24 protein-coding genes and 1 other RNA gene are annotated in these 21,739 nt (G+C 60.1%); 12 read left to right on the forward strand and 13 right to left on the reverse strand.

What is annotated here, in order from left to right:
• A partial coding sequence (locus J7E41_RS06670) for an NADPH:quinone oxidoreductase family protein (RefSeq protein WP_214991057.1) occupies window positions 1–970 on the reverse strand: 970 nt, incomplete at its 3' end.
• Between the two features lie 149 nt (window positions 971–1,119).
• Between J7E41_RS06670 and J7E41_RS06675 the strand changes: the two genes are divergently transcribed.
• Window positions 1,120–1,527, forward strand: a complete 408-nt coding sequence (locus tag J7E41_RS06675) for a flagellar basal body-associated protein FliL (protein ID WP_214991059.1) — start codon at window positions 1,120–1,122, stop codon at window positions 1,525–1,527.
• Between the two features lie 31 nt (window positions 1,528–1,558).
• Here J7E41_RS06675 and J7E41_RS06680 read toward each other — a convergent pair whose 3' ends face one another.
• Entirely contained in the window at window positions 1,559–2,008 is a 450-nt protein-coding gene (locus tag J7E41_RS06680) for an EVE domain-containing protein (protein WP_214991061.1), read from the reverse strand.
• Between the two features lie 21 nt (window positions 2,009–2,029).
• Here J7E41_RS06680 and J7E41_RS06685 point away from each other — a divergent pair, with 21 nt between their 5' ends.
• Window positions 2,030–2,353, forward strand: coding sequence for a hypothetical protein (locus tag J7E41_RS06685; RefSeq protein ID WP_214991408.1), 324 nt, complete (start codon window positions 2,030–2,032; stop codon window positions 2,351–2,353).
• 17 nt (window positions 2,354–2,370) lie between these two features.
• Here J7E41_RS06685 and J7E41_RS06690 read toward each other — a convergent pair whose 3' ends face one another.
• From J7E41_RS06690 to J7E41_RS06705, 4 genes are all read right to left on the reverse strand, one after another.
• The gene (locus J7E41_RS06690) at window positions 2,371–2,991 is read right to left on the reverse strand and encodes a 5-formyltetrahydrofolate cyclo-ligase (RefSeq protein ID WP_214991063.1); all 621 of its coding nucleotides are present in this window, start codon (window positions 2,989–2,991) and stop codon (window positions 2,371–2,373) included.
• Between the two features lie 56 nt (window positions 2,992–3,047).
• Window positions 3,048–3,226: non-coding RNA, 6S RNA (ssrS, locus tag J7E41_RS06695), on the reverse strand.
• 30 nt (window positions 3,227–3,256) lie between these two features.
• On the reverse strand, window positions 3,257–3,574 hold the full coding sequence (locus J7E41_RS06700) for a cell division protein ZapA (RefSeq protein WP_003213956.1): 318 nt from the start codon (window positions 3,572–3,574) through the stop codon (window positions 3,257–3,259).
• Window positions 3,571–3,780 carry a TIGR02449 family protein gene (locus tag J7E41_RS06705; RefSeq protein WP_003213954.1) on the reverse strand — a complete coding sequence of 70 codons (210 nt, stop codon included), beginning with the start codon at window positions 3,778–3,780 and terminating at the stop codon, window positions 3,571–3,573. The genes J7E41_RS06700 and J7E41_RS06705 overlap by 4 nt, the downstream gene beginning before the upstream one ends.
• Window positions 3,781–3,918: 138 nt before the next feature.
• On the opposite strand from J7E41_RS06705, the gene J7E41_RS06710 reads away from it, so the two are divergent.
• The 8 genes from J7E41_RS06710 (at window position 3,919) to gcvH (ending at window position 12,773) form a co-directional block, all read left to right on the forward strand.
• Window positions 3,919–4,476 (forward strand): YecA family protein, encoded by a 558-nt coding sequence (locus tag J7E41_RS06710; RefSeq protein ID WP_034129010.1) that lies wholly within the window; start codon window positions 3,919–3,921, stop codon window positions 4,474–4,476.
• 37 nt (window positions 4,477–4,513) lie between these two features.
• On the forward strand, window positions 4,514–5,836 hold the full coding sequence (pepP, locus tag J7E41_RS06715) for a Xaa-Pro aminopeptidase (RefSeq protein ID WP_214991065.1): 1,323 nt from the start codon (window positions 4,514–4,516) through the stop codon (window positions 5,834–5,836).
• Window positions 5,833–7,020 carry a 2-octaprenyl-6-methoxyphenyl hydroxylase gene (gene ubiH, locus J7E41_RS06720; protein ID WP_214991067.1) on the forward strand — a complete coding sequence of 396 codons (1,188 nt, stop codon included), beginning with the start codon at window positions 5,833–5,835 and terminating at the stop codon, window positions 7,018–7,020. Before pepP ends, ubiH begins: the two co-directional genes overlap by 4 nt.
• A gap of 73 nt (window positions 7,021–7,093) precedes the next feature.
• Window positions 7,094–8,311, forward strand: coding sequence for a 2-octaprenyl-3-methyl-6-methoxy-1,4-benzoquinol hydroxylase (locus J7E41_RS06725; protein WP_214991386.1), 1,218 nt, complete (start codon window positions 7,094–7,096; stop codon window positions 8,309–8,311).
• Between the two features lie 104 nt (window positions 8,312–8,415).
• Complete coding sequence (locus J7E41_RS06730) at window positions 8,416–9,420, forward strand: extracellular solute-binding protein (RefSeq protein WP_214991069.1); 1,005 nt, start codon at window positions 8,416–8,418, stop codon at window positions 9,418–9,420.
• A 62-nt stretch (window positions 9,421–9,482) separates the two neighbouring features.
• Window positions 9,483–11,099, forward strand: coding sequence for an ABC transporter permease (locus J7E41_RS06735; RefSeq protein ID WP_214991071.1), 1,617 nt, complete (start codon window positions 9,483–9,485; stop codon window positions 11,097–11,099).
• A 156-nt stretch (window positions 11,100–11,255) separates the two neighbouring features.
• Window positions 11,256–12,338 carry a glycine cleavage system aminomethyltransferase GcvT gene (gene gcvT, locus J7E41_RS06740; RefSeq protein WP_214991073.1) on the forward strand — a complete coding sequence of 361 codons (1,083 nt, stop codon included), beginning with the start codon at window positions 11,256–11,258 and terminating at the stop codon, window positions 12,336–12,338.
• Window positions 12,339–12,389: 51 nt separating this feature from the next.
• Window positions 12,390–12,773 carry a glycine cleavage system protein GcvH gene (gene gcvH / locus J7E41_RS06745; RefSeq protein ID WP_214991075.1) on the forward strand — a complete coding sequence of 128 codons (384 nt, stop codon included), beginning with the start codon at window positions 12,390–12,392 and terminating at the stop codon, window positions 12,771–12,773.
• 42 nt (window positions 12,774–12,815) lie between these two features.
• Here the strand turns inward: gcvH and J7E41_RS06750 are convergent, their stop codons facing one another.
• From J7E41_RS06750 to J7E41_RS06775, 6 genes are all read right to left on the reverse strand, one after another.
• Window positions 12,816–13,955, reverse strand: coding sequence for a DegT/DnrJ/EryC1/StrS family aminotransferase (locus tag J7E41_RS06750; RefSeq protein WP_214991077.1), 1,140 nt, complete (start codon window positions 13,953–13,955; stop codon window positions 12,816–12,818).
• Between the two features lie 165 nt (window positions 13,956–14,120).
• A complete protein-coding gene (locus tag J7E41_RS06755) occupies window positions 14,121–14,438 on the reverse strand; it encodes a DUF2388 domain-containing protein (protein WP_041161049.1) in 318 nt (105 codons plus the stop codon).
• 69 nt (window positions 14,439–14,507) lie between these two features.
• Window positions 14,508–14,954, reverse strand: coding sequence for an NfeD family protein (locus J7E41_RS06760; protein WP_214991079.1), 447 nt, complete (start codon window positions 14,952–14,954; stop codon window positions 14,508–14,510).
• Between the two features lie 10 nt (window positions 14,955–14,964).
• A complete protein-coding gene (locus J7E41_RS06765) occupies window positions 14,965–15,885 on the reverse strand; it encodes an SPFH domain-containing protein (RefSeq protein ID WP_214991081.1) in 921 nt (306 codons plus the stop codon).
• Between the two features lie 215 nt (window positions 15,886–16,100).
• Window positions 16,101–17,840, reverse strand: a complete 1,740-nt coding sequence (locus tag J7E41_RS06770; RefSeq protein WP_214991083.1) for a GspE/PulE family protein — start codon at window positions 17,838–17,840, stop codon at window positions 16,101–16,103.
• A gap of 85 nt (window positions 17,841–17,925) precedes the next feature.
• Window positions 17,926–18,264 carry a hypothetical protein gene (locus J7E41_RS06775; RefSeq protein ID WP_214991085.1) on the reverse strand — a complete coding sequence of 113 codons (339 nt, stop codon included), beginning with the start codon at window positions 18,262–18,264 and terminating at the stop codon, window positions 17,926–17,928.
• Window positions 18,265–18,391: 127 nt separating this feature from the next.
• Here J7E41_RS06775 and J7E41_RS06780 point away from each other — a divergent pair, with 127 nt between their 5' ends.
• Entirely contained in the window at window positions 18,392–18,856 is a 465-nt protein-coding gene (locus tag J7E41_RS06780) for an Lrp/AsnC family transcriptional regulator (RefSeq protein ID WP_214991087.1), read from the forward strand.
• 111 nt (window positions 18,857–18,967) lie between these two features.
• Here the strand turns inward: J7E41_RS06780 and J7E41_RS06785 are convergent, their stop codons facing one another.
• Window positions 18,968–20,335: an inorganic triphosphatase gene (locus J7E41_RS06785; protein WP_214991089.1), complete on the reverse strand. Its 1,368-nt coding sequence runs from the start codon at window positions 20,333–20,335 to the stop codon at window positions 18,968–18,970.
• A 159-nt stretch (window positions 20,336–20,494) separates the two neighbouring features.
• Here J7E41_RS06785 and argE point away from each other — a divergent pair, with 159 nt between their 5' ends.
• Window positions 20,495–21,643: an acetylornithine deacetylase gene (gene argE, locus J7E41_RS06790; protein WP_214991091.1), complete on the forward strand. Its 1,149-nt coding sequence runs from the start codon at window positions 20,495–20,497 to the stop codon at window positions 21,641–21,643.
• Window positions 21,644–21,739 lie beyond the last annotated feature (96 nt).

A 21,739-nucleotide genomic window follows, 5' to 3' on the forward strand; every position in this document is an offset into this window, starting at 1 on the left:
CTTGAACGACCACCTTGCCCACTGCCTTGCGCTGGCCAAGGTCATTGATCGCCTGAGCGGCGTTGTCGAGCGGGTACATCTGCGATACCAGCGGCTTCAATTTGCCTTCGGCATACCAGCCGAACAGTTGCTGGAAGTTGGCAGCGTTATCCTGAGGCTGACGCTGGGCAAACGAGCCCCAGAACACCCCAACCACCGCCGCGCCCTTGAGCAGCGCCAGGTTCACCGGCAACTCCGGAATCCGCCCACTGGCAAAGCCCACCACCAGCAACCGGCCATTCCAGGCGATGGCGCGGATGGCTTGGTCAAACAGGTCGCCGCCCACCGGGTCGTAGATCACGTCGGCGCCATTGCCATCGGTCAGGCGTTTGATTTCGTCCTTGAGACTGGTTTCGCTGTAGTTGATCAGTTCATCGGCACCGGCCGTCTTGGCCACTGCGAGTTTTTCCGCACTGCTGGCGGCAGCAATGACGCGGGCGCCTATGGCCTTGCCGATTTCCACGGCGGCCAGTCCCACACCACCCGAAGCTCCCAGTACCAGCAGGGTTTCGCCCGGCTGCAGGTTGGCCCGTTGTTTCAGGGCGTGCATCGAGGTGCCATAAGTCATGCTGAACGCCGCAGCGGTGTTGAAATCCATGCTCGGCGGGATGGGCAGCACGTTATAGCCCGGCACCGCCACCTGCTCGGCAAAGCTGCCCCAACCGGTCAACGCCATGACCCGGTCACCCACCTTGAGATGGCTGACCTTTTCCCCGACTTCGCTGACCACGCCTGCCGCCTCGCCGCCCGGCGAGAACGGGAAGGGCGGCTTGAACTGATATTTACCCTCGATGATCAGCGTGTCCGGGAAGTTGACCCCAGCGGCGTGCACGTCCAGCAGGATTTCGTTCTTCTTGATCGCCGGGCTTTCGACGTCTTCCAGCACCAGGGTTTCGGCGGGGCCGAAGGCTTTGCACAGCACAGCTTTCATCGGACTATTCCTTTTGGCGTAGTGGCCGATAAGTGTAGGTGGGTGAGGCGGCGGGTCAACGAGCATGGCCCGGCCTGATAAGTCGCCATAAGCTTGTGCTCAGGCCTGCTAGCGTTATGCTACTGGGCAATCGATTTGAGGAATGAACTGTGAAAGCGTGGATCCTGTTGATGCTGGCCCTGACACTGCCGCTGGCTGCCCAGGCCGAAGAGGCCAAGGAAGGCGAAGCACCGAAGGTCAGCTATCTGAGCCTGACTCCGCCGTTCGTGGGTAACTACGGCCTGGATGGCAGCGCGAAACTGCGGGTGTACAAGGCCGATGTCGCTTTGCGGGTGACCGGTCCGGAAGCCGCCAAGGCGGTCAAGGACAACGAGCCGTTGATACGCAATCAACTGGTGGCGCTGTTTACCCAGCAGACTGCCGAAGCCATGAGCAGCGTAGATGGCAAGGAAAAACTACGCCAGGAAGCCTTGAAGCAGACCCAGCAAGTGATGAACGACGAGACCGGCAAGCCAGTGGTTGAGGATTTGCTGTTTAACAACCTGATCATTCAGTAAGCCGGCACTACCAGTTCCCGTTGTTGCTGAATCAGCGCAAGGCCTTCACAACAGCCCACTGTTCAGCGGTAACGGGCATCACCGAGAGTCGGCTGCCTTTTTGCACCAGTGGCATTTCGTCGAGGGCGCTCTGTTGTTTCAGATAGCCCAGCCCCAGCACTTTGGGGAAGGTCTCGACGTGGGCCACATTGATTGCGGTCCAGGGATTTTTCTCGGGGTTGGCCTTGGCATCGAAATAATGGCTGTCAGGCTCGAGTGCCGTCGGGTCCGGATAGGCCGCCTCGACAATTTTACCGATCCCGGCAATCCCCGGCTCCGGACAGCTGGAGTGATAAAAGAAGAATTCGTCACCCACCGCCATCGCCCTCAGGAAATTGCGTGCCTGATAATTGCGCACGCCATCCCAGCGCGTCTCGCCGAGCTTTTCCAGGTCCGTGATGGACAATTCATCGGGCTCGGATTTCATCAGCCAATAGGCCATGTTTGGGCTCCTGAAAGCGGATTGGGCAAGTTGTTCGGCAATTACATGACAAACCGACAGTCGGTTGACGTCAAGGTTTGCGTGTTGGTTCACGTTACCGCAGAATGCCGGGATTTTAAGCTTGACGCAGCTACAACGGACTACTTATGGAACGTTGCTGTCATCGTGTGTGAGATGCCTGAAGGGGGGCAATCGATGCAACGCAAACCGGATTTACTATGGATATTGGTTATTTTGTTTGGTCTGGGCGTTGTGACTACCGGCTACGCGCAAAGCTTGTGGTCGAACAAGACAGATGCTCCCGTTGAGCTTGCACAGCAACAACCACAACTCTTCAAGCGTTGAAGCGACTCCGGCGCCGTCTATTCTGACGGCGTCTCCTCTGCTACATACCAATGCCTATCGGTGACCGTGCCTACAAGCGGTACATCCCAGCTTGCCTGTGCCAGTCGTTCGACTTTCTGGCACTCATGGGCCAGGCCCACGAGTGTTGGCTTGCGCCAGGATTTTCGGCGGGCCAGGTACGCGAGGCTACGGTCATAAAAGCCGCCGCCCATCCCCAGTCGCCCGCCCACATCATCGAACCCCACCAACGGTAACAGCACCAGATCCAGCGTCCAGACCTTGCGTTGCCGGGCGGCGTTGACCTGTGGCTCAAGGATGCGAAAACGGTTGGGCGAGAGCTTTTCCCCGGGGCGCACCCGCTGGAACACCATTTTGGTTCGCGGCCAGGCGCTGAGCACCGGCAGGTAGGTGGCCTTGCCCCGGCGCTGGGCGGCACGCAGCAGCAGGCGCGGATCGATTTCGCCATCCGTCGGTAGATACAAAGAGATATGTTTGGCCCGGCGAAACAGCGGGTGCTGTGCCAGTTGCCGGTACAGGCCGTGGGCGGCCTGGCGCTGCTCGCTCGGCGTCAGGGCGCGACGGGCCTTGCGCAACATGCGTCGAAGTTGCGGACGAGAAAGCGGCGCAGGTTGGGTCATGGTGTTCGGCTCATAAAACAATGCCAGTCATAAGACTGGCATTGAGTTTGGGAATCAGGCTCCCCGACAGAACCGCTGTCGACTTAGCCCTTGAACCCGAAAGTTCAAGGTGGAAGAAGCAGTAGGCTTTAAGGCTTTCCGTCTAGCGGACATGCACACCAGCCCAACGTGCAACTTCCAGGGTAGTGCGAATCGGCTCAGGGACATCGCCGACTGGCAAGCACGCCAGGGAGTGGGGCGAGTATACCCGAAACCGACGCCGCAATCAGCCCTTGGGTGGCTCTGGGTCGGTAGAAAGTACCAGATCAACCCGCTCCAGCAGGTCACGCACCTGCTCGCGCGTCGAGCCGCTGGCCTGCACGTCAGGACGTTCCTGCTTATGCAATAAATCATGGGTGATATTCAGGGCGGCCATCACAGCGATGCGATCGGCGCCGATCACTTTGCCGCTGCTACGGATCTCGCGCATTTTGCCATCCAGGTAGCGCGCGGCGCTCACCAGGTTGCTGCGTTCTTCCTGGGGGCAGATGATCGAATATTCTTTGTCGAGAATCTGCACGGTGACGCTATTGCTTGAACTCATGAGTCTTGCTCCAGGGCCTTCAGGCGCGAAATCATCGATTCGACCTTACGCCGGGCGATTTCGTTTTTTTCAATGAGGTGCGCGCGTTCCTCGCGCCAGGTCTTTTCCTGAGCTAATAGGAGTCCATTTTGGCTCTTAAGTTGCTCGACCCGGTTAATTAGCAATTCGAGTCTGGCCATCAGCGCTTGCAGGTCGGTGTCTTCCATTGGGTTCCACTGGATTTGTCTGATGAATGGCAACTGCAGGATAAACGATCTGACGCCCTCGATAGTCTTGGTGCGTCTGCCGGTGCTAGGATACAGCGCTCCATTCTAGACATTGCGCCGTCTGGCGCCTAGCTCACCATGCCCATTCAGAATTCCCCGTACGACGCTTTCTCCAAACTGCTGAGCACCAGCGGTCACCCATGCTCGCCTGCCGAGCTTCACGGCGTGTTGCTGGGCCGCAGTTGCACCGGTGTCGGCTTCGATGCCGACAACTGGCTGGCCGACGTGGCCGAGCTGCTGGAAACCGAACCCACCGAGAACGTGCGCAACGCGTTGATCGGCCTGCAAGAGATGGTCAAGGGCGAGCTGACCGGTGATGACGTCACTGTGGTCCTGCTGCTGCCGACCGACGACGCGCCGCTCACCGAGCGCGCTGCTGCCCTGGGCCAATGGTGCCAGGGTTTCCTCCACGGTTTCGGCGTGAACGCCGGCGGCCTGGAACTGAGCACCGACGCCAAGGAAGTGCTGCAGGACCTGGCGGCCATCTCCCAGGTGCAAGATGCCCTGGAAGAATCCGAAGACGGCGAAGGTGACTATATGGAAGTCATGGAATACCTGCGCGTCGCGCCGTTGCTGTTGTTCACCGAGACCCGAAAGTCCGCTGAACCGGTCGCTGCTAAGCCGTCGTTGCACTAAGGCCGTCGTTGCACTAAGAAAGGAAGCCCATCTGCCCATGATCCATATCCCCAAAGCGGAATACACCCGTCGCCGCAAGGCGCTCATGGCGCAGATGGAACCCAACAGCATCGCGATCCTGCCGGCCGCCGCCGTGGCGATTCGCAACCGTGATGTCGAGCACGTTTACCGCCAGGACAGCGATTTCCAGTACCTGAGTGGTTTCCCGGAAACCGAAGCGGTGATCGTGCTGATGCCTGGTCGCCAGCATGGCGAGTACGTGCTGTTCTGCCGCGAACGTAATGCCGAACGCGAATTGTGGGACGGTTTGCGCGCCGGCACTGAAGGCGCCATCCGTGACTTCGGCGCCGACGATGCCTTCCCCATCACCGACATCGACGACATCCTTCCCGGCCTGATCGAAGGTCGCGACCGGGTGTATTCGGCCATGGGCAGCAATGCCGAATTCGACCGACATGTGATGGAGTGGATCAACGTGATCCGTTCTAAAGCACACCTGGGTGCCCAGCCACCGAACGAGTTTGTTGCCCTGGATCATCTGCTGCACGACATGCGCCTGTATAAATCGGCAGCAGAAGTGAAGGTGATGCGCGAAGCGGCGCGGATTTCTTGCGCGGCTCATGTGCGGGCGATGCAAGCCAGTCGTGCCGGGCTGCATGAGTTCAGCCTGGAAGCGGAGCTCGATTACGAGTTTCGCAAGGGCGGGGCGAAGATGCCGGCCTACGGCTCCATCGTGGCCTCGGGGCGCAACAGCTGCATCCTGCACTACCAGCAGAATGACGCGGTGCTCAAGGACGGCGACCTGGTGTTGATCGACGCGGGTTGCGAGATCGACTGCTACGCCAGTGACATCACTCGCACCTGGCCGGTCAATGGCAAGTTTTCACCCGAACAGAAAGCGATCTATGAAGTGGTGCTGGCCTCACAGGAAGCCGCCTTTGCCGAGATCGCGCCGAACAAGCACTGGAATCAGGCCCACGAAGCGACGGTGCGTGTCATCACCGCCGGGCTGGTAAAACTGGGGCTGTTGAAGGGTGACGTGGACGAACTGATAGCCAGTGAAGCCTATAAAGCTTTTTACATGCACCGCGCCGGCCACTGGCTGGGGATGGATGTGCATGATGTGGGCGAGTACAAGGTGGGCGGTGAATGGCGCGTGCTGGAAGTCGGCATGACCCTGACCGTGGAGCCGGGTATCTACATTTCCCCGGACAACCAGAACGTTGCGAAGAAATGGCGTGGCATTGGCGTGCGCATCGAGGACGACGTGGTAGTGACCAAGCAAGGCTGTGAAATTCTCACCGGCGGCGTGCCCAAGACCGTTGCCGAGATCGAAGCCCTGATGGCGGGCGCCCGATGAGTCGGGTCAATCTGGCGATTATCGGTGGTGGCCTGGTGGGCGCCAGCCTGGCGTTGGCGTTGCAGGCCGGAGCCAAGGCTCGCGGCTGGAAGATCGTACTGATCGAGCCCTTTGCGCCCGGCGACACTTATCAGCCGAGCTACGATGCCCGCTCGTCAGCGCTGTCATTCGGTGCCCGGCAGATTTATCAGCGCCTGGGCGTGTGGCAGGACATCTCCCGTCGTGCCGAGCCGATCAAGCAGATTCATGTGTCGGACCGAGGGCGCTTCTCCACCGCGCGGCTATCGGCCATGGAGGAGGGCGTTCCTGCCCTTGGCTACGTGGTGGAAAACGCCTGGCTGGGCCAATGCCTGTGGCAAGGCCTGGACAAGGACGTGATCAGTTGGCGCTGCCCGGCCGAAGTGACGCGTATGGAGCCTCTGGCAGACGGCTATCGCCTGACCCTCAATGACGAAACCCTCCTCGAATGTGATCTTGCGGTACTGGCCGATGGCGGCCGCTCCGGTTTGCGCGAGCAGTTGGGTATCGGTGTCAAACAGCGGCCCTACAACCAGAGCGCGCTGATCGCCAACATCACCCCCAGCGAATCCCATAACGGTGAGGCCTTCGAGCGCTTTACCGATGACGGGCCGATGGCGCTGTTGCCACTGCCGGATAACCGTTGTGCACTGGTGTGGACCCGCGTCGGCATGGATGCTCAGCGTCTGGCGAGCCTGGATGAGCGCAGTTTCCTCAGTGAGCTGCAGGGTGTATTCGGCTATCGCCTCGGCACCCTGAAGCAAGTGGGCGCTCGTCACTTGTACCCGTTGACCCTGGTGGAAGCCGAGGAGCAGGTACGCTCCCATCTGGTGGTATTGGGCAACGCTGCCCATAGCCTGCACCCGATTGCCGGTCAGGGTTTCAACTTGTCCCTGCGGGATGCCTATGCCCTGGCCGAATCGCTATTGGCCGGGCCAGCTGTGCCGGGAGACCTGGCGACCTTGCAGGCCTACCGTGAACGTCAGCGTCTGGATCAGAAACTGACCGTAGGCTTCTCCGATCAGGTGACGCGTCTGTTTGGCAGCGGCCAGCCGTTGGTAGCCATGGGTCGCAACATGGGTTTGCTGGGCCTGGACCTGCTGCCACCGGCCAAGCGTTGGTTCGCCCGTCAAGCCATGGGCCTGGGCACGCGTCCCGATGTCTGAGCGGCCCGTAACACTTACTTATTCCTTTACCTGCGGCACACGCCGCACGCGAGACAAGGCTTAAAGCATGGACATGCGCGCAGATCTGCTGATTGTCGGGGCCGGAATGGTCGGAAGCGCCCTGGCGCTGGCATTGCAAGGCAGTGGCCTGCAGGTGTTGCTGCTCGACGGCAGCCCATTGAGCGTCAAGCCGTTCGACACGCACGCGCCGTTCGAGCCGCGGGTGAGCGCCTTGTCGGCGGCTAGCCAGCGCATCCTCGAACGCCTCGGTGTGTGGGACGGTATCGTGGGCCGCCGCGCCAGCCCCTATGGCGAGATGCAAGTGTGGGATGGCAGCGGTACTGGGCAGATCCACTTCTCGGCGGCCAGCGTGCATGCCGAGGTGTTGGGGCATATTGTCGAGAACCGCGTGGTCCAGGACGCCTTGCTCGATCGCCTGCATGACTGCGACCTGGGGCTGTTGGCCAATGCGCGCCTGGAGCAGATGCGCCGCTCCGGTGATGACTGGCTGCTGACCCTGGCCGATGGCCGCACCTTGCGCGCGCCATTGGTGATCGCCGCCGACGGTGCCAACTCAGCGGTGCGCCGCCTGACCGGCACAGTGACCCGCGAGTGGGATTATTTGCATAACGCCATCGTCACCAGCGTGCGCTGCAGCCAGCCGCATCAGAAGACCGCCTGGCAGCGGTTTACCGATCATGGGCCATTGGCATTTTTGCCACTGGAACGAGACGGGCAGCAGGATTGGTGTTCGATTGTCTGGTCGACTACGCCCAGCGAGTCCGAACGCCTGATGGCGCTCGCTGATGAAAGCTTCTGCCGTGAACTGGAGCGTGCCTTTGAAGGCCGCCTGGGCAGCGTGCTAAGCGCCGACCCACGGCTGTGCGTGCCCTTGCGCCAACGTCATGCCAAACGTTATGTGGCCGAAGGCCTGGCGTTGATCGGCGACGCAGCCCACGTCATCCACCCGCTGGCGGGGCAAGGTGTGAACCTGGGCTTCCTCGATGCTGCGGTGCTGGCCGAGGTGCTGTTGCGGGCCTCGGAGCGAGGCGAGCGTTTGGCGGATGTGAAGGTGCTCAGTCGCTACGAGCGTCGACGCATGCCCCACAACCTGGGACTGATGGCGGCGATGGAAGGGTTCGAGCGGTTGTTCCAGGCCGATCAGCTGCCTTTGCGCTGGTTGCGTAATGCCGGGTTGAAGAGGGTGGATCAAATGCCCGAAGTCAAAGCGCTGTTTGTACGGCAAGCGTTGGGTTTGACCGGGGATTTGCCGGAGCTGGCCAAGGCCTGAGCCGGCAGTGCAACATCTCGTAACTTCTGCGCCAAGTGTTCGGTTGAGAAGGTAAATGTGAGTCCTTATCATTTGCGCTCACTTCGCTACGAGAGACCGCACCCATGTTGGCACCCAAGCGCCTCCTGACTGCCCTGGCACTCACCCTCATCGGCACCACCACCGTACAGGCGGCCGACGAAGTCGTGGTCTACTCCTCGCGCATCGACGAACTGATCAAACCGGTGTTTGACGCCTACACCAAGAAGACCGGCGTGCAGGTGAAGTTCATTACCGACAAGGAAGCGCCGTTGATGCAGCGCATCAAGGCCGAAGGCGAAAACGCCACCGCCGACCTGCTGCTCACCGTCGATGCTGGCAACCTCTGGCAAGCCGAGCAAATGGGCATTCTGCAACCGTTTACCTCCAAGGTGATTGACGCCAATATCCCTCTGCAATATCGCTCATCGGCCCATGCCTGGACCGGTTTGAGCCTGCGGGCGCGGACCATCGCCTATTCCACCGACCGCGTAAAACCGGGCGACCTGACCACCTACGAAGCCCTGGCTGACAAGCAATGGGAAGGCCGTCTGTGCCTGCGTACTGCGAAGAAGGTCTACAACCAGTCGCTGACCGCCACCCTGATCGAAACCCACGGTGCGGCCAAGACTGAAGAAATCGTCAAGGGCTGGGTCAACAACCTGTCCACCGACGTATTCTCCGATGACATCGCGGTACTGGAAGCGATCAACGCCGGGCAGTGCGACGTCGGCATCGTCAATACCTACTACTACGGCCGCCTGCACAAGCAGAAGCCGGATCTGGCGGTGAAACTGTTCTGGCCGAACCAGGGCGATCGTGGCGTGCACGTCAACCTGTCGGGCATTGGCCTGACCAAACATGCGCCGCACCCGGAAGCGGCCAAGGCCTTGGTGGAGTGGATGACCACACCTGAGGCGCAGAAGATCTTTGCCGACGTGAACCAGGAATTCCCCGCCAACCCGGCTGTACCGCCATCGGCTGAAGTGGCTACCTGGGGCAAGTTTGTTGCCGACACCTTGCCGGTGGAAGTGGCGGGCAAGCGTCAGGCCGAGGCTATTCGCCTGATGGATCGGGCTGGCTGGAACTAAACCCGCCGCTCCCACATTGGTTAACGGCGACATCAAGATATTCATCCACTGAGAATTAGCCTTTGGCCCATCCCGCTCAACGCCGCTGGTACGTGCCGGTCTTCACCGCCGCCGCCCTGGTGCTGCTGCCGCTGAGCGTCCTGTTGTTGTCATGGCAGACCATCGACCAGCAGATTTGGTCCCATCTGTGGGACACCCAGATGCCGCGCCTGCTGGGCAACACCCTGACTCTGGTGTTGGGCGTCGGCGTGGGCGTTACCGTGCTGGGCGTCAGCCTGGCCTGGCTGACCAGCCTCTGCGAGTTCCCCGGCCGACGCTGGCTGGACTGGGCGTTGATGCTGCCTTTCGCCATTCCGGCGTATGTTCTGGCGTTCGTCTTCGTTGGCTTGTTGGACTTCTCGGGGCCGGTGCAAACCCTGATGCGTGAATGGTTTGGCAGCGGGCTGCGTTTGCCCCGTGTGCGGTCCACCAGCGGCGTGATCATCGTTTTGGTGCTGGTGTTCTACCCCTACGTCTACCTGCTGGCGCGCACGGCGTTCCTGGCCCAGGGCAAGGGCCTGATGGAAGCGGCTCGGGTGTTGGGGCAATCGCCGTGGCAAGCGTTCTGGCGCGTGGCCTTGCCCATGGCGCGTCCGGCCATCGGTGCCGGCGTGGCGTTGGCGCTGATGGAGACTTTGGCGGACTTTGGTGCGGTCTCGGTGTTCAATTTCGACACCTTCACCACGGCCATCTACAAGACCTGGTACGGTTTTTTCAGTCTCTCCAGCGCAGCGCAGCTGGCGAGCCTGTTGCTGCTGGTGGTGATGTTGGTGCTCTACGGGGAGCGTCGTGCCCGGGGCGCGAGCCGGCCCGGCAATGAGCGGCCGCGTGGCAAGGCGTTGTACCACCTGCACGGGTTCAAGGCGGCTGCGGCCAGTGGCTGGTGCGGGTTGGTGTTTGCCTGCGCCTTTGTGATTCCGATGCTGCAATTGATTGCCTGGTTCTGGCAGCGTGGGCGGTTAGACCTTGACGAGCGCTACGCCGGCTTGATCGTCCACACCTTGTACCTGGGCGCCATGGCGGCCTTGATCACCGTCAGCGTGGCCATGCTGCTGGCATTTGCCCATCGACTGTCGCCTACCCGGGCCATTCGCTCCGGGATCAGCCTGGCCAATGTCGGTTATGCCTTGCCGGGTTCGGTGTTGGCGGTGTCGATCATGCTGGCGTTCAGTTACCTGGATCGCGAGCTGGTGATTCCGCTGTCGGGCTGGTTGGGTGGTGCTGGCAAGCCGTTGCTGCTGGGCAGTCTGTCGGCGCTGCTGCTGGCTTATCTGGTGCGGTTTATGGCGGTGGCCTACGGCCCGCTGGAAAACAGCTTGGCGCGCATCCGGGCCTCCCTGCCGGAAGCGGCCCGTAGTCTGGGAGTCAGCGGCCCGCGACTGTTTTTCAAAGTGTATCTGCCACTCTTGTTGCCCGGGACCTTGAGTGCAGCGCTGCTGGTATTTGTCGATGTGCTCAAGGAAATGCCTGCCACCCTGCTGATGCGCCCGTTCGGCTGGGACACGCTGGCGGTTCGGATTTTTGAAATGACCAGCGAAGGGGAGTGGGCACGGGCCTCCTTGCCGGCGCTGACCTTGGTGTTGGTGGGGTTATTGCCCGTCATCGGACTGATCCGACGCTCGGCTCGACGCATCGGTTAGGTGTCAGTCCTACGGCTTGCGGCTACAATGCGCGGCATTCGGTGCGGTCGATCTTTCAGATTCGGTGACTGAGCGTGGTCGCAGGCCTTGTATTTCAAGGTGTGTAGCCCGAACGGCAACCGTCCGCACCTTCGCCACGCCCGGAAGGAGAAACCCATGGGACAGCGTACGCCTCTGTATGACCTGCATCTCGCCCTCGGCGCGAAAATGGTCGATTTTGGCGGTTGGGATATGCCTTTGCACTACGGCTCGCAAGTTGAAGAGCACCATCAGGTGCGACGTGACTGCGGCGTGTTCGATGTATCTCACATGACCGTGATCGATGTCACAGGCCCCCAGGCCAAGGAATGGCTCCAGCATTTGCTGGCCAATGATGTTGACCGTCTGCATGGCTGCGGCCGTGCGTTGTACAGCGCCATGCTGAACGAGCAGGGCGGCGTGGTGGACGACATGATTGTCTATCGCACCGAGGACGGTTATCGGCTGGTGGTCAACGCCGCCACCCGCGACCAGGACATGGCCTGGATGCAGGCTCAGCTCGATGGCTATCAGGTGCAACTGCACGAGCGGCCCGAACTGGCCATGCTCGCTATTCAAGGCCCTCACGCCCGGCAAAAGATCGCCGAACTGGTGACCCAGTCTCGCGGCACCTTGATCCACCAACTCAAGCCCTTTGAAGGCCAGGCCGACGGTGACTGGTTTATTGCCCGTACCGGCTACACCGGCGAGGATGGCCTGGAAATTGTCTTGCCGGCAGATCAGGCCCCGGCATTTTTCAACGATCTGGTCGGGGCAGGTATCTCACCCATCGGTCTTGGTGCCCGCGATACCTTGCGCCTTGAGGCTGGTATGAACCTCTATGGCCAGGATATTCATCAGGACGTATCGCCCCTGGCAGCCAACATGGCCTGGAGTATTGCCTGGGCGCCTGCCAGCCGCACCTTCATCGGCCGTGCCGCCCTGGAAGCCGAGCGGGCTGCGGGTGTGAAGCTCAAGCTGGTGGGGCTGGTGCTGGAAGAGCGCGGGGTTTTACGCGCTCATCAGGTGGTTCGTATCGCCAATGTTGGCGAAGGAGAGATCACCAGTGGTAGTTTCTCTCCTACGCTAAGCAAATCCATTGCCCTGGCGCGTGTACCGATGGCGACTGCCGATCGGGCCGAAGTGGAAATCCGCGGCAAGTGGTACCCGGTTCGAGTGGTCAAGCCGACCTTCGTGCGCCATGGCAAAACCTTGATCTAACTTTTCCGGCGGGCCAATGGCCGCTGACATTTCTTCTTGAGGACACAGATTATGAGCGATATCCCTGCCGACCTGCGTTTTGCCGAAAGTCACGAATGGGCACGTTTGGAAGCCGATGGCACTGTTACCGTCGGGATTTCGGACCATGCCCAGGAGGCTTTGGGTGATGTGGTGTTTGTTGAGTTGACCGAAGTCGGCAAAGTGTTTGGTGCGGGCGATCAGGCTGGGGTAGTTGAGTCGGTTAAAGCGGCTTCGGACATCTACTCACCGGTTGCCGGTGAGGTCATTGCGGTCAATGAAGCGCTGAGTGGCGAGCCTGAGCTGCTGAACACCGAGCCATACGGCGCATGGATCTTCAAGCTCAAGCCAAGCAACCCGGCTGACCTGGAAAAACTGCTGGACGCTGCCGGTTACAAGACTGCCATCGGCGAGTGATCCTGATGCGGGAGCCGGCAACCGGCTCCCGCAAAAGTTTGATCAGCGCTTCAATACCGCTTTTACTGCAGCTACCGCACGCCCCACGTCCTCCTTGGTCATCGCCGTAAACATCGGCAACGACACGATCAAACGCCCGACCTTTTCCGCCACCGGGAACATGCCTTCCTTGAACCCCTGTGCCCGATAAAGGCTCAGCAGGTGGATCGGCGGGTAGTGATAGCCAACGCCTACACCGTGGGCCTGCATCTGCTCCATGAACGTGGCACGGGCTGGCAAGCCATCCTGACGTTCAGGCAACACCAGTTGGAACAGGTGCCAGTTGCTGTTTTCGAAGTCAGCCGGTGGCAGTTGCGCACCGTACTTCTCTTCAAAATCGCTGCCGAAGCACTCGAAGTAGTGCCGAGCCAGTTCCTGGCGATGGGCGGTGATGTGCTCGATATGAGCAAACTGGCCCAGCCCAATGGCTGCCGCAATATCCGTCATGTTGAACTTGCCGCCCAGGACGTCCACGTCCAGGCCGTCGAAACCGGTGCGGGTGACGCCTTGCAGGCGATACTTCTCCGCCAGGCGCGCCTCTTCAGCGTTGTTCAACACCAGGCAGCCGCCTTCGGAGGACGTGATGTTCTTGTTGGCCTGAAAGCTGAACGACACGAAGTCGCCGGTAGCACCAATGCGCTCGCCATCCCAGGTGGATCCCAGGGCCTGAGCGGCATCTTCGATGATGCGCAGGCCATGTTTGTTGGCCAATGCGTAGAGCATCGGCATGTCCAGGGGCAGGCCCGCCAGGAACACTGGAATGATTGCCTTGGTGCGCGGGGTGATGGCCGCTTCCACCTGGGCCAGGTCGATATTGCGGGTCACCGGATCGATATCGGCAAACACCGGCGTGGCGCCTACTTCGAGAATCACGTTAGCCGTGGCAACCCAGGAAATCGGTGTGGTAATGACTTCATCACCCGGCCCGACACCTGCGATACGTAAGGCAATCTCCATAGTGCAGGTGCCGGAGTTGAAGGTGCGTACCGGCCGGCCGCCAAAATATTCAGACAACTGCGCTTCGAACGCCTGCACTTTCGGCCCGCTGGTGATCCAGCCGGAACGCAGCACATCACCAACCGCGGAGATGGTGGCTTCATCAATGGTGGGTTTGGAGAACGGCAGAAAAGGCAGTTGGCTCATGACGATGTGGGCATCCGTTTCAGATAGACGATGAGTAAAAAAGCATATCAATGCTGGGCATGGTTGCACGGCTCGACTGAATATAGCCTGTCGCCCGTGAACGAATCGTCACCTTGCGGGCAAAAAAATGCCGCTTCTGAAAGCGGCATTTTTTATAGGGCGGTTTTATTCGGAAGCAATGGCGTTTTTCGCCAGGATCGCGTTGGCCAGCTCCATGTCCGTGGCTTTGAGGCCAGGGTTATCGGCGCGGACTTTTTGCATCGCAGCTTCCAGGTATGGGCCACGGATGCCGCCGTCGCTGGCAACGAAGCTGCCAGCGTCGTCTTGGGCGGCGACCACCAATTTGTGGTCCTTGAAGGTCAGGTACGTCGAGCCAGTGGTGGCGCCCGACGAGATGACATTCCGCCAGAAGCTGTCGGCCATGGCTGAACCGACAGGAAGGGAAAGCACAGCGAGGGTTGCGACAGCATATTTGAGACGCATGATGGGTGACTCCGACTGGGTTATCTGAACGGTTTGATTATAGATAGCCCAGCCTAGTTCCATGCCCGATTAAACAGTTTCGACTTGCAATATCACGCCGTTCTGGGCAGTGACCCGGACTTGAGCCCCGACAGGGGCATCAGGACCTGTAACGATCCACACGCCATCGCCGACTTTGATCTTGCCTCGACCTTCGATGATCGCCTGATGCACCATAAAGGTGCGACCGATCAGCTCCGAACCGCGCATGTTCAGTCCTGGCTGGTCGCTGACCTTGGCGCTGCTACGCTGGCGTTTCCACCAGTACACGGCGGTCAGGATCGACAGCACGGCGAACAGCAACAGCTGCCACTCCAGCCCAAGCCCCGGAATCACGAACTTGAGTACACCCACGGCGGCTGCCGCGATGCCCATCCACAACAGGTAGCCACCGGCGCCGAATATTTCAAGGATGAGCAGCACCGTGCCTAATGCCAGCCAATCCCAGAACGACAGGTGCTGCAGGAATTCCCACATGGCGCGAGCCTCAGGCTTTCTTGTGGTCGAAGGTCGCCTTGACGATCTCGCCAATACCGCCGACAGCCCCGATCACCTGGCTGGCTTCCAGCGGCATCAGGATTACTTTGCTGTTGTTGGCCGAGGCCAGCTTGCCGAGTGCGTCGATGTATTTCTGTGCGACGAAGTAGTTGATGGCCTGCACGTTACCAGTGGCAATAGCCTGCGACACCACCTGGGTGGCACGGGCTTCTGCTTCGGCCTGACGCTCACGGGCTTCTGATTCCAGGAAGGCGGCCTGACGACCACCCTCGGCTTCAAGAATCTGCGCCTGCTTCTTGCCTTCAGCCGTCAGGATGGCCGAAGCCCGCAGGCCTTCGGCTTCCAGGATCTGCGCACGCTTGATCCGCTCGGCCTTCATCTGGCCGGACATGGCGGCCATCAGGTCGGCGGGCGGGCTGATGTCCTTGATCTCGATCCGGGTGATCTTGATGCCCCACGGCGCGGTCGCTTCGTCGACAGTGCGCAGCAGTTTTTCGTTGATACCGTCACGTTGGCTGAGCATCGCATCCAGTTCCATGGAGCCGAGCACAGTACGGATGTTGGTTTGCAGCAGGTTGCGGATGGCGTGTTCGAGATTATTCACCTCGTAAGCGGCCTGGGCGGTGTTAACCACCTGGAAGAAGCACACGGCATCGATTTGCACGGTGGCGTTGTCGGCGGTGATGACTTCCTGGGGGGGAATATCCAACACGCTTTCCATCACGTTGATCTTGCGACCGATACGGTCCATGACCGGAATGATGATGTTCAAGCCCGGCTTGAGGGTGTTGGTGTAGCGACCGAAGCGCTCCACCGTCCACTGGTAGCCCTGTGGAACTACCTTGAAACCCATGAAGAGGATGGCCGCGGCCAAGCCTACGAAAAGCAGCAGTACGGTTCCGATCTGCATAACGATTCCTTGTTTGATGAGTCGCGATAATACGGAGTTTGGATGATTGTAACGGGCTTGCCAGTGATAAGAACGGTTTACTCAGGACACAAACAAGGGAGGGGGTTACATCTGACGCCCTGGTATGTCTTCAGCGCACGCCGACCCTCTCTAAGTCGCGTATCCACTGAGCGTTTGGCCTTCCTGCCATTTACGTGTGCTGATGTTGCTGCTACTCATTGCGCCTGGCTTTGTGGCGTTACGCGCAGTACTTCTTCCATCGTGGTCAGACCTTGCGCGACCTTGAAGGCGCCTGATAACCGCAAACTGTGCATACCGTCCTGGATTGCCTCACGCCTCACGGCCTGGACATCGGTAGCCGGGTTAATCAGAGCGTTGATGCCATCGCCAACCACCATGATTTCGTAAACCCCGATCCGTCCGTGATAACCGCTTTCCCGGCACTGCGGGCAGCCATTGGCCTGACAGATTTGCTCGGGTCGTGGAATGGGCCAGGGCTGCGTCAGTACCTGCCACTCCTCATCCGTCGGTGCGGCGTTTTTTTTGCAGTGAGGGCACAGCAAGCGCACCAGCCGCTGGGCCATGACCCCCAGCAACGTAGCCTTGATCAGGTAGTGAGGAATACCCAGTTCCAGCAGTCGACTGATGGCGCTTGGCGCGTCGTTGGTATGCAGGGTCGAGATCACCAGATGCCCGGTAAGCGCTGCCTGGATCGCCATCTCGGCTGTCTCCTGATCACGGATCTCGCCGATCATGATGATGTCCGGGTCCTGGCGCATCAGCGCGCGGATGCCGCTGGCGAAGGTCAGGCCGATGTTGTGCTGGACCTGCATCTGGTTGAAAGCGGGCTCTACCATTTCGATCGGATCCTCCACTGTGCACAGGTTGATCTCTCGGGTCGCCAGCTGTTTCAAGGTGGTGTAGAGGGTGCTGGTCTTGCCCGAGCCGGTAGGACCAGTAACCAGAATGATACCGTTGGCCTGGCGGGTCATTGTTTGCCAGCGCTCTACGTCGTTGCTGGAAAACCCCAGTTGCTGAAAGTCCTTGTGTAGCACCTGAGGGTCGAAAATCCGCATCACCAGTTTTTCGCCAAACGCCGTGGGCAGGGTCGAGAGCCGCAGCTCCACTTCGCCGCCAGCGGGGCTTTTGGTCTTCACACGGCCGTCCTGGGGTTTGCGTTTTTCGGCCACGTTCATACGCCCCAGGCTTTTCAGGCGGCTGACCACTGCCATCGTCACTTGGGTTGGGAATTGATAGACATCGTGGAGCAGGCCATCGATGCGAAAACGCACGCGGCCCTGATCGCGACAAGGCTCGATATGAATATCACTGGCGCGCTGGTCGAACGCATATTGCAGCAGCCAGTCGACGATATTGACGATGTGCGCGTCGTTGGCGTCGGGCTCCTGGTCGCTGGCGCCGAGGTTGAGTAACTGTTCGATCGTGGAAGAAGGACTGGGTTGATCCGCGCTGGAGGCGCCGCTGACCGATTTTGCCAGCCGGTAAAACTCCACGGTGCAGCGTGCAATGACTTGGGGATTGGCCACCACTCGCCTGATCGAACGTCTCAAGACGTGGGCCAACCCCGCCTCCCAACTATTTACATGGGGTTGGGCGCTGGCGACGGTGACGGTATCGGCATCCACCGCTACTGCGAGAATCCCGTGGCGCTGGGCAAAGGCGTAGGACATCAACGGCACCACCGCCGCCACGTCGATCTTCAAGGGGTCGATGCGCAGGTAGGGCTGGCCAACATGGCGGGCGAGCCATTCGGTCAGGGTTTCCAGGGATAACCCCGGGCAGACGATACATTCCAGGGGATGCAGCGCACTGTTCGCTGCCGTGCTCGATAAGCGTTGCGCCACATCGGCGGGTACCAGGCCGTGATCGACCAGGGCCGGTAATAGTTGAGCAAGTTCCAGCGGGTGATCCTGAGGGTTTGGCGCAACGGACATGGCGACTTTCCTGGGCAACGTTTAGGCGTAGCCCCCAGCCTAGTCACGCCTTGAGCCTAGTCCCCCAAGGGTTTATTGCAGGCTTTTACTGACCGGCCGCTTGCACCGCCAGAGGCCGCGCCGAGTCAGCCGGTCGCAGTTCCAGCGAGCAGACGCTGATCAGGTTACGAAGTTTTTCACCTATCACCTGGGCCCGGTGCCAACTCAGGCCGTCTATCACGATATCGATTGCCAGCAGGTCATCTTCGCGCAGCACATTCACCTCCCGTGGGACGAGGAACTGCAGGGCGAAATAGTTGAGCACCCGGCACAACACGTCAGGTTCTGCCTCCGCGAGAATCTGATAGTGGGCCTGGCAATGAGCGCTATTGACGGCCCAGGCGTCGACGCGAGGGGCAGGGTTACTGGCTTCGACGGCGTGCATGAAGATTCTCCGGATTCGATTGGAGAAATTTTTACATTCTCGTCGGGAGATTTCTTATCTAAGATGGACGAAATCGGTCTATGAACGAAATAATTAATTCGCAGATATCATGGTTATAGGTATTTTTATGCACAGTGAGCTGGACGTGTACGACCGACGCATCCTGGCGTTGTTGCAGGAAGACGCTTCCCTTTCCAGCGCGCAGATTGCTGAACAGGTGGGTCTGTCGCAGTCGCCGTGTTGGCGGAGGATTCAGCGGCTCAAGGAAGAAGGGGTGATCCGTGGGCAGGTGACGTTGCTGGATCGCAAGAAAATTGGCCTGAATACGCAGATTTTTGCCGAGGTCAAACTCAACGCCCACGGGCGTTCCAACTTCACCGAGTTCACCGAGGCGATTCGGGGTTTTCCGCAAGTGCTGGAGTGTTATGTGCTGATGGGAGCGGTGGATTTCTTGTTGCGGATTGTCACGTCGGACATTGAGGCGTACGAGCGGTTTTTCTTCGAGAAGCTATCGATGGTGCCGGGGATTCAGGAGGTCAACTCCATCGTGGCGCTGTCGGAGATCAAGTCGACGACCAGTTTGCCGGTGTAGCCGCTGAATGACCTGTAGCCGCTGCCGGAGGCTGCGATCGACTCGCAGAGTCAGCATCGCTGAAGGCCTCCGGCCTTATCGCAGCCTTCGGCAGCGGCTACAGAGTCTTGATTACAGACGCAGCAACGTTTTCCACGCCCGGTTCTGATACACCGCAATCGCCTGATGCATACGGGCATCCAACGACTCATCGGTAATCGGCTGATTGGCCAACAGCGCCAATTTATTCAACTCGCCATACAGGCGATCCAGTTCTGGAATGTCCACCACCTGGCGCGCATGGTGCAGCCAGGCCTGGATGCGTTCGATACGCGGCAGTTGCTCAGCCAAGTCTTCCGGCTGTTGCTGGTAACGCGGCAATTGCAGGGCGACAGCATCTTCGGCCAACAGGCGAGGCAACCAGTTGGTGATTTGTGCGGCGCCCTGACGGTTGCCGCGCACGTTGCGGTTGGCGGTCCAGGTGCGGGCCTGCAACCAGCGCGAGATGTTCAGGGAGAACAGGCCCCAGCGCACATCTTCCAGTTCTTCGGCGAACTGTTCCGGCGCGGCTTTGCGTATGTCTTCGTCTTCGTCACCGGCCTGAACCAGCGGACGCCAGTCTTCCAGCAGGGCATCCAACGCGGCGCGCAGTTCACTGGTGGACTGACGCGGGGCGGCCTGGCCGAGGCTGCCGATCAGGGCGCGCAGTTCACCGAGGTTTTCCACCCAGTCCTGCAACAGGCGCCAGTGGCCATTGAAACGGTACTGTTCGGCCAGACGCTGGCTGCTGCCCAGCAAGTGCCAGGTCAGTGCCGCGAAGGCGTCGTCCAGCGGCATTTCGGCATGCAGCACCGGCGCTGGCAGGCTCAGGGAATAGCTGTTGGCGTCGAACAGGCGGTAGCCGCGCTCAGCCTTGCTGATATCGCAGGGCATCAGCGCCAGGGTTGCAGCCAGTTCAGCGGCAAGTTCCAGCAGCGCGGCGGGGTCGCCTTCGCGCAGTTCCAGTTCCAGCTCGCAGATTTCTTCTTTCTGCTTGCCGGCGATCACATGGCCCGAGTCCAGAGCGGCTTCAATCACCACTTTGGCCTTGCCACGGCCCCAGGCAATTTCGGCGCGCTCGCGAACGAAATCGGTGGTGAAGATTGGCTTGAGGGTCTTCTTGTCCAGCTCGGCCAGTTGCTCGGGCCAGCATTCGCCGTCGAGTTTCTTCACGTCGAGCTTGGCTTTGGGCAGTTTCCAGTCGTATTCATTACGTTCCGACAAGCCGGCGATGCTATGGCCACGGGTCTTGAGGGTCTGGATCACTTCATCGCCGTCTTTGCGCAGGCGCAGGGCCACTTTGGCCTGGGCCAGGTCGCGCTCGGGGGTGTCGAAGTACTGGTTCATCAACTCACGGCGTTCCCAGCCACTTTTGTTGCGTTTTTTCAGTAACGGGTGCTCACGCAGCGCGGCGAGGGTTTCGCGGCTGACGCGGAGCTTGATTTCGGTTTCTTTCTGCATGGCCGGAAAATCCAGGATCGGGAGCGCAGCCGGGGAAATGTGTGGCTGCCAAGGTCGTGCAGTGTACAGGACTGAGCCGTGCAACGTGCCGCAACGGTTTATTGTGCGGCGCAGATAGCTCTATGATGGGTTTCATCTGTGGAAGTTGAGAGACCGCGCATGCCGTTACCGTCCATGAAAGATCAGTTCGCCGCGCTGATTGCCGCGCCTTCGGTCAGTTGCACCCAAGCGTCTCTCGATCAATCCAACCGCCCGGTGATCGATTTGCTCGCCACATGGCTGGGGGATCTGGGCTTTGCCTGCGATATCCAACAAGTCAGCCCTGGCAAATTCAACCTGCTCGCCAGCTTCGGCACCGGCCCTGGTGGCCTGGTGCTCGCCGGGCATAGCGATACCGTGCCTTACGACGGCGCGCTGTGGCAGACCGATCCGCTCAAGCTGACGGAAGTGGACGGCCGCTGGGTAGGTTTGGGCAGCTGCGACATGAAGGGCTTTTTCGCCTTGGTGATCGAAGCCGTCCAACCGTTGCTGGACCAACCGTTCAAGCAGCCGCTGTTGATCCTCGCCACCTGCGACGAAGAAAGCTCCATGGCCGGCGCCCGAGCGCTGGCCGAGGCCGGTCGTCCTTTGGGCCGTGCGGCGGTGATCGGTGAACCCACCGGCCTCAAGCCGATTCGCCTGCATAAGGGCGTGATGATGGAGCGCATTCATATCCTCGGGCAAAGCGGCCATTCGTCGGACCCGAGCCTGGGCCACAGCGCCCTAGAAGCCATGCACGATGCCATCGGCGAACTGCGTGGCCTGCGCCTGGCCTGGCAGCGGGAATATCGCAACCCGCAATTCAGTGTGCCCCAACCGACCATGAACTTCGGCTGTATCCATGGTGGCGACAACCCCAATCGTATCTGCGGCCAGTGCTCCCTGGAATTCGACCTGCGGCCCTTGCCCGGCATGGATCCCCAGGTGCTGCGCGCAGCGATCCGGCAGAAGCTCGAACCCTTGGCCGAGCGTCATCAGGTGAAAATCGATTACGCGCCGCTGTTCCCGGAAGTGCCGCCGTTCGAGCAGGCTGAAGACGCAGAATTAGTGCGGGTAGCGGAACGACTCACCGGCCATCGTGCCGAAGCAGTAGCGTTTGGCACCGAAGCGCCTTATCTTCAGCGCCTTGGTTGCGAAACCCTGGTGCTCGGCCCTGGCGATATCGCCTGCGCCCACCAGCCTGGCGAGTACCTCGAAATGTCACGCTTGACGCCTACAGTGCGTCTATTGCGGGAACTGATTGAGCATTACTGCCTGAAACCTGCATAAATTAACCACGGCCCATCCGTACATAAAGGAGAGCGAGCGTGTCGCCAAGCCTGTTCCGACGATAACCATCAGCCCGCTGTGCGTTTTCACGATTCA

The organism is Pseudomonas fluorescens (genome assembly GCF_018614655.1).
Classification (GTDB): Bacteria; Pseudomonadota; Gammaproteobacteria; order Pseudomonadales; family Pseudomonadaceae; genus Aquipseudomonas; species Aquipseudomonas fluorescens_BX.

Excerpts from the sequence above, each read along its gene's own strand:
- J7E41_RS06680 (WP_214991061.1), bottom strand. The coding sequence starts at position 2,008 with ATGGCCTATTGGCTGATGAAATCCGAGCCCGATGAATTGTCCATCACG.
- J7E41_RS06690 (WP_214991063.1), bottom strand. The coding sequence starts at position 2,991 with ATGACCCAACCTGCGCCGCTTTCTCGTCCGCAACTTCGACGCATGTTG.
- J7E41_RS06700 (WP_003213956.1), bottom strand. The coding sequence starts at position 3,574 with ATGAGTTCAAGCAATAGCGTCACCGTGCAGATTCTCGACAAAGAATAT.
- J7E41_RS06705 (WP_003213954.1), bottom strand. The coding sequence starts at position 3,780 with ATGGAAGACACCGACCTGCAAGCGCTGATGGCCAGACTCGAATTGCTA.
- J7E41_RS06710 (WP_034129010.1), top strand. The coding sequence starts at position 3,919 with ATGCCCATTCAGAATTCCCCGTACGACGCTTTCTCCAAACTGCTGAGC.
- pepP (WP_214991065.1), top strand. The coding sequence starts at position 4,514 with ATGATCCATATCCCCAAAGCGGAATACACCCGTCGCCGCAAGGCGCTC.
- ubiH (WP_214991067.1), top strand. The coding sequence starts at position 5,833 with ATGAGTCGGGTCAATCTGGCGATTATCGGTGGTGGCCTGGTGGGCGCC.
- J7E41_RS06725 (WP_214991386.1), top strand. The coding sequence starts at position 7,094 with ATGCGCGCAGATCTGCTGATTGTCGGGGCCGGAATGGTCGGAAGCGCC.
- J7E41_RS06730 (WP_214991069.1), top strand. The coding sequence starts at position 8,416 with ATGTTGGCACCCAAGCGCCTCCTGACTGCCCTGGCACTCACCCTCATC.
- gcvT (WP_214991073.1), top strand. The coding sequence starts at position 11,256 with ATGGGACAGCGTACGCCTCTGTATGACCTGCATCTCGCCCTCGGCGCG.
- gcvH (WP_214991075.1), top strand. The coding sequence starts at position 12,390 with ATGAGCGATATCCCTGCCGACCTGCGTTTTGCCGAAAGTCACGAATGG.
- J7E41_RS06750 (WP_214991077.1), bottom strand. The coding sequence starts at position 13,955 with ATGAGCCAACTGCCTTTTCTGCCGTTCTCCAAACCCACCATTGATGAA.
- J7E41_RS06755 (WP_041161049.1), bottom strand. The coding sequence starts at position 14,438 with ATGCGTCTCAAATATGCTGTCGCAACCCTCGCTGTGCTTTCCCTTCCT.
- J7E41_RS06760 (WP_214991079.1), bottom strand. The coding sequence starts at position 14,954 with ATGTGGGAATTCCTGCAGCACCTGTCGTTCTGGGATTGGCTGGCATTA.
- J7E41_RS06765 (WP_214991081.1), bottom strand. The coding sequence starts at position 15,885 with ATGCAGATCGGAACCGTACTGCTGCTTTTCGTAGGCTTGGCCGCGGCC.
- J7E41_RS06770 (WP_214991083.1), bottom strand. The coding sequence starts at position 17,840 with ATGTCCGTTGCGCCAAACCCTCAGGATCACCCGCTGGAACTTGCTCAA.
- J7E41_RS06775 (WP_214991085.1), bottom strand. The coding sequence starts at position 18,264 with ATGCACGCCGTCGAAGCCAGTAACCCTGCCCCTCGCGTCGACGCCTGG.
- J7E41_RS06780 (WP_214991087.1), top strand. The coding sequence starts at position 18,392 with ATGCACAGTGAGCTGGACGTGTACGACCGACGCATCCTGGCGTTGTTG.
- J7E41_RS06785 (WP_214991089.1), bottom strand. The coding sequence starts at position 20,335 with ATGCAGAAAGAAACCGAAATCAAGCTCCGCGTCAGCCGCGAAACCCTC.
- argE (WP_214991091.1), top strand. The coding sequence starts at position 20,495 with ATGCCGTTACCGTCCATGAAAGATCAGTTCGCCGCGCTGATTGCCGCG.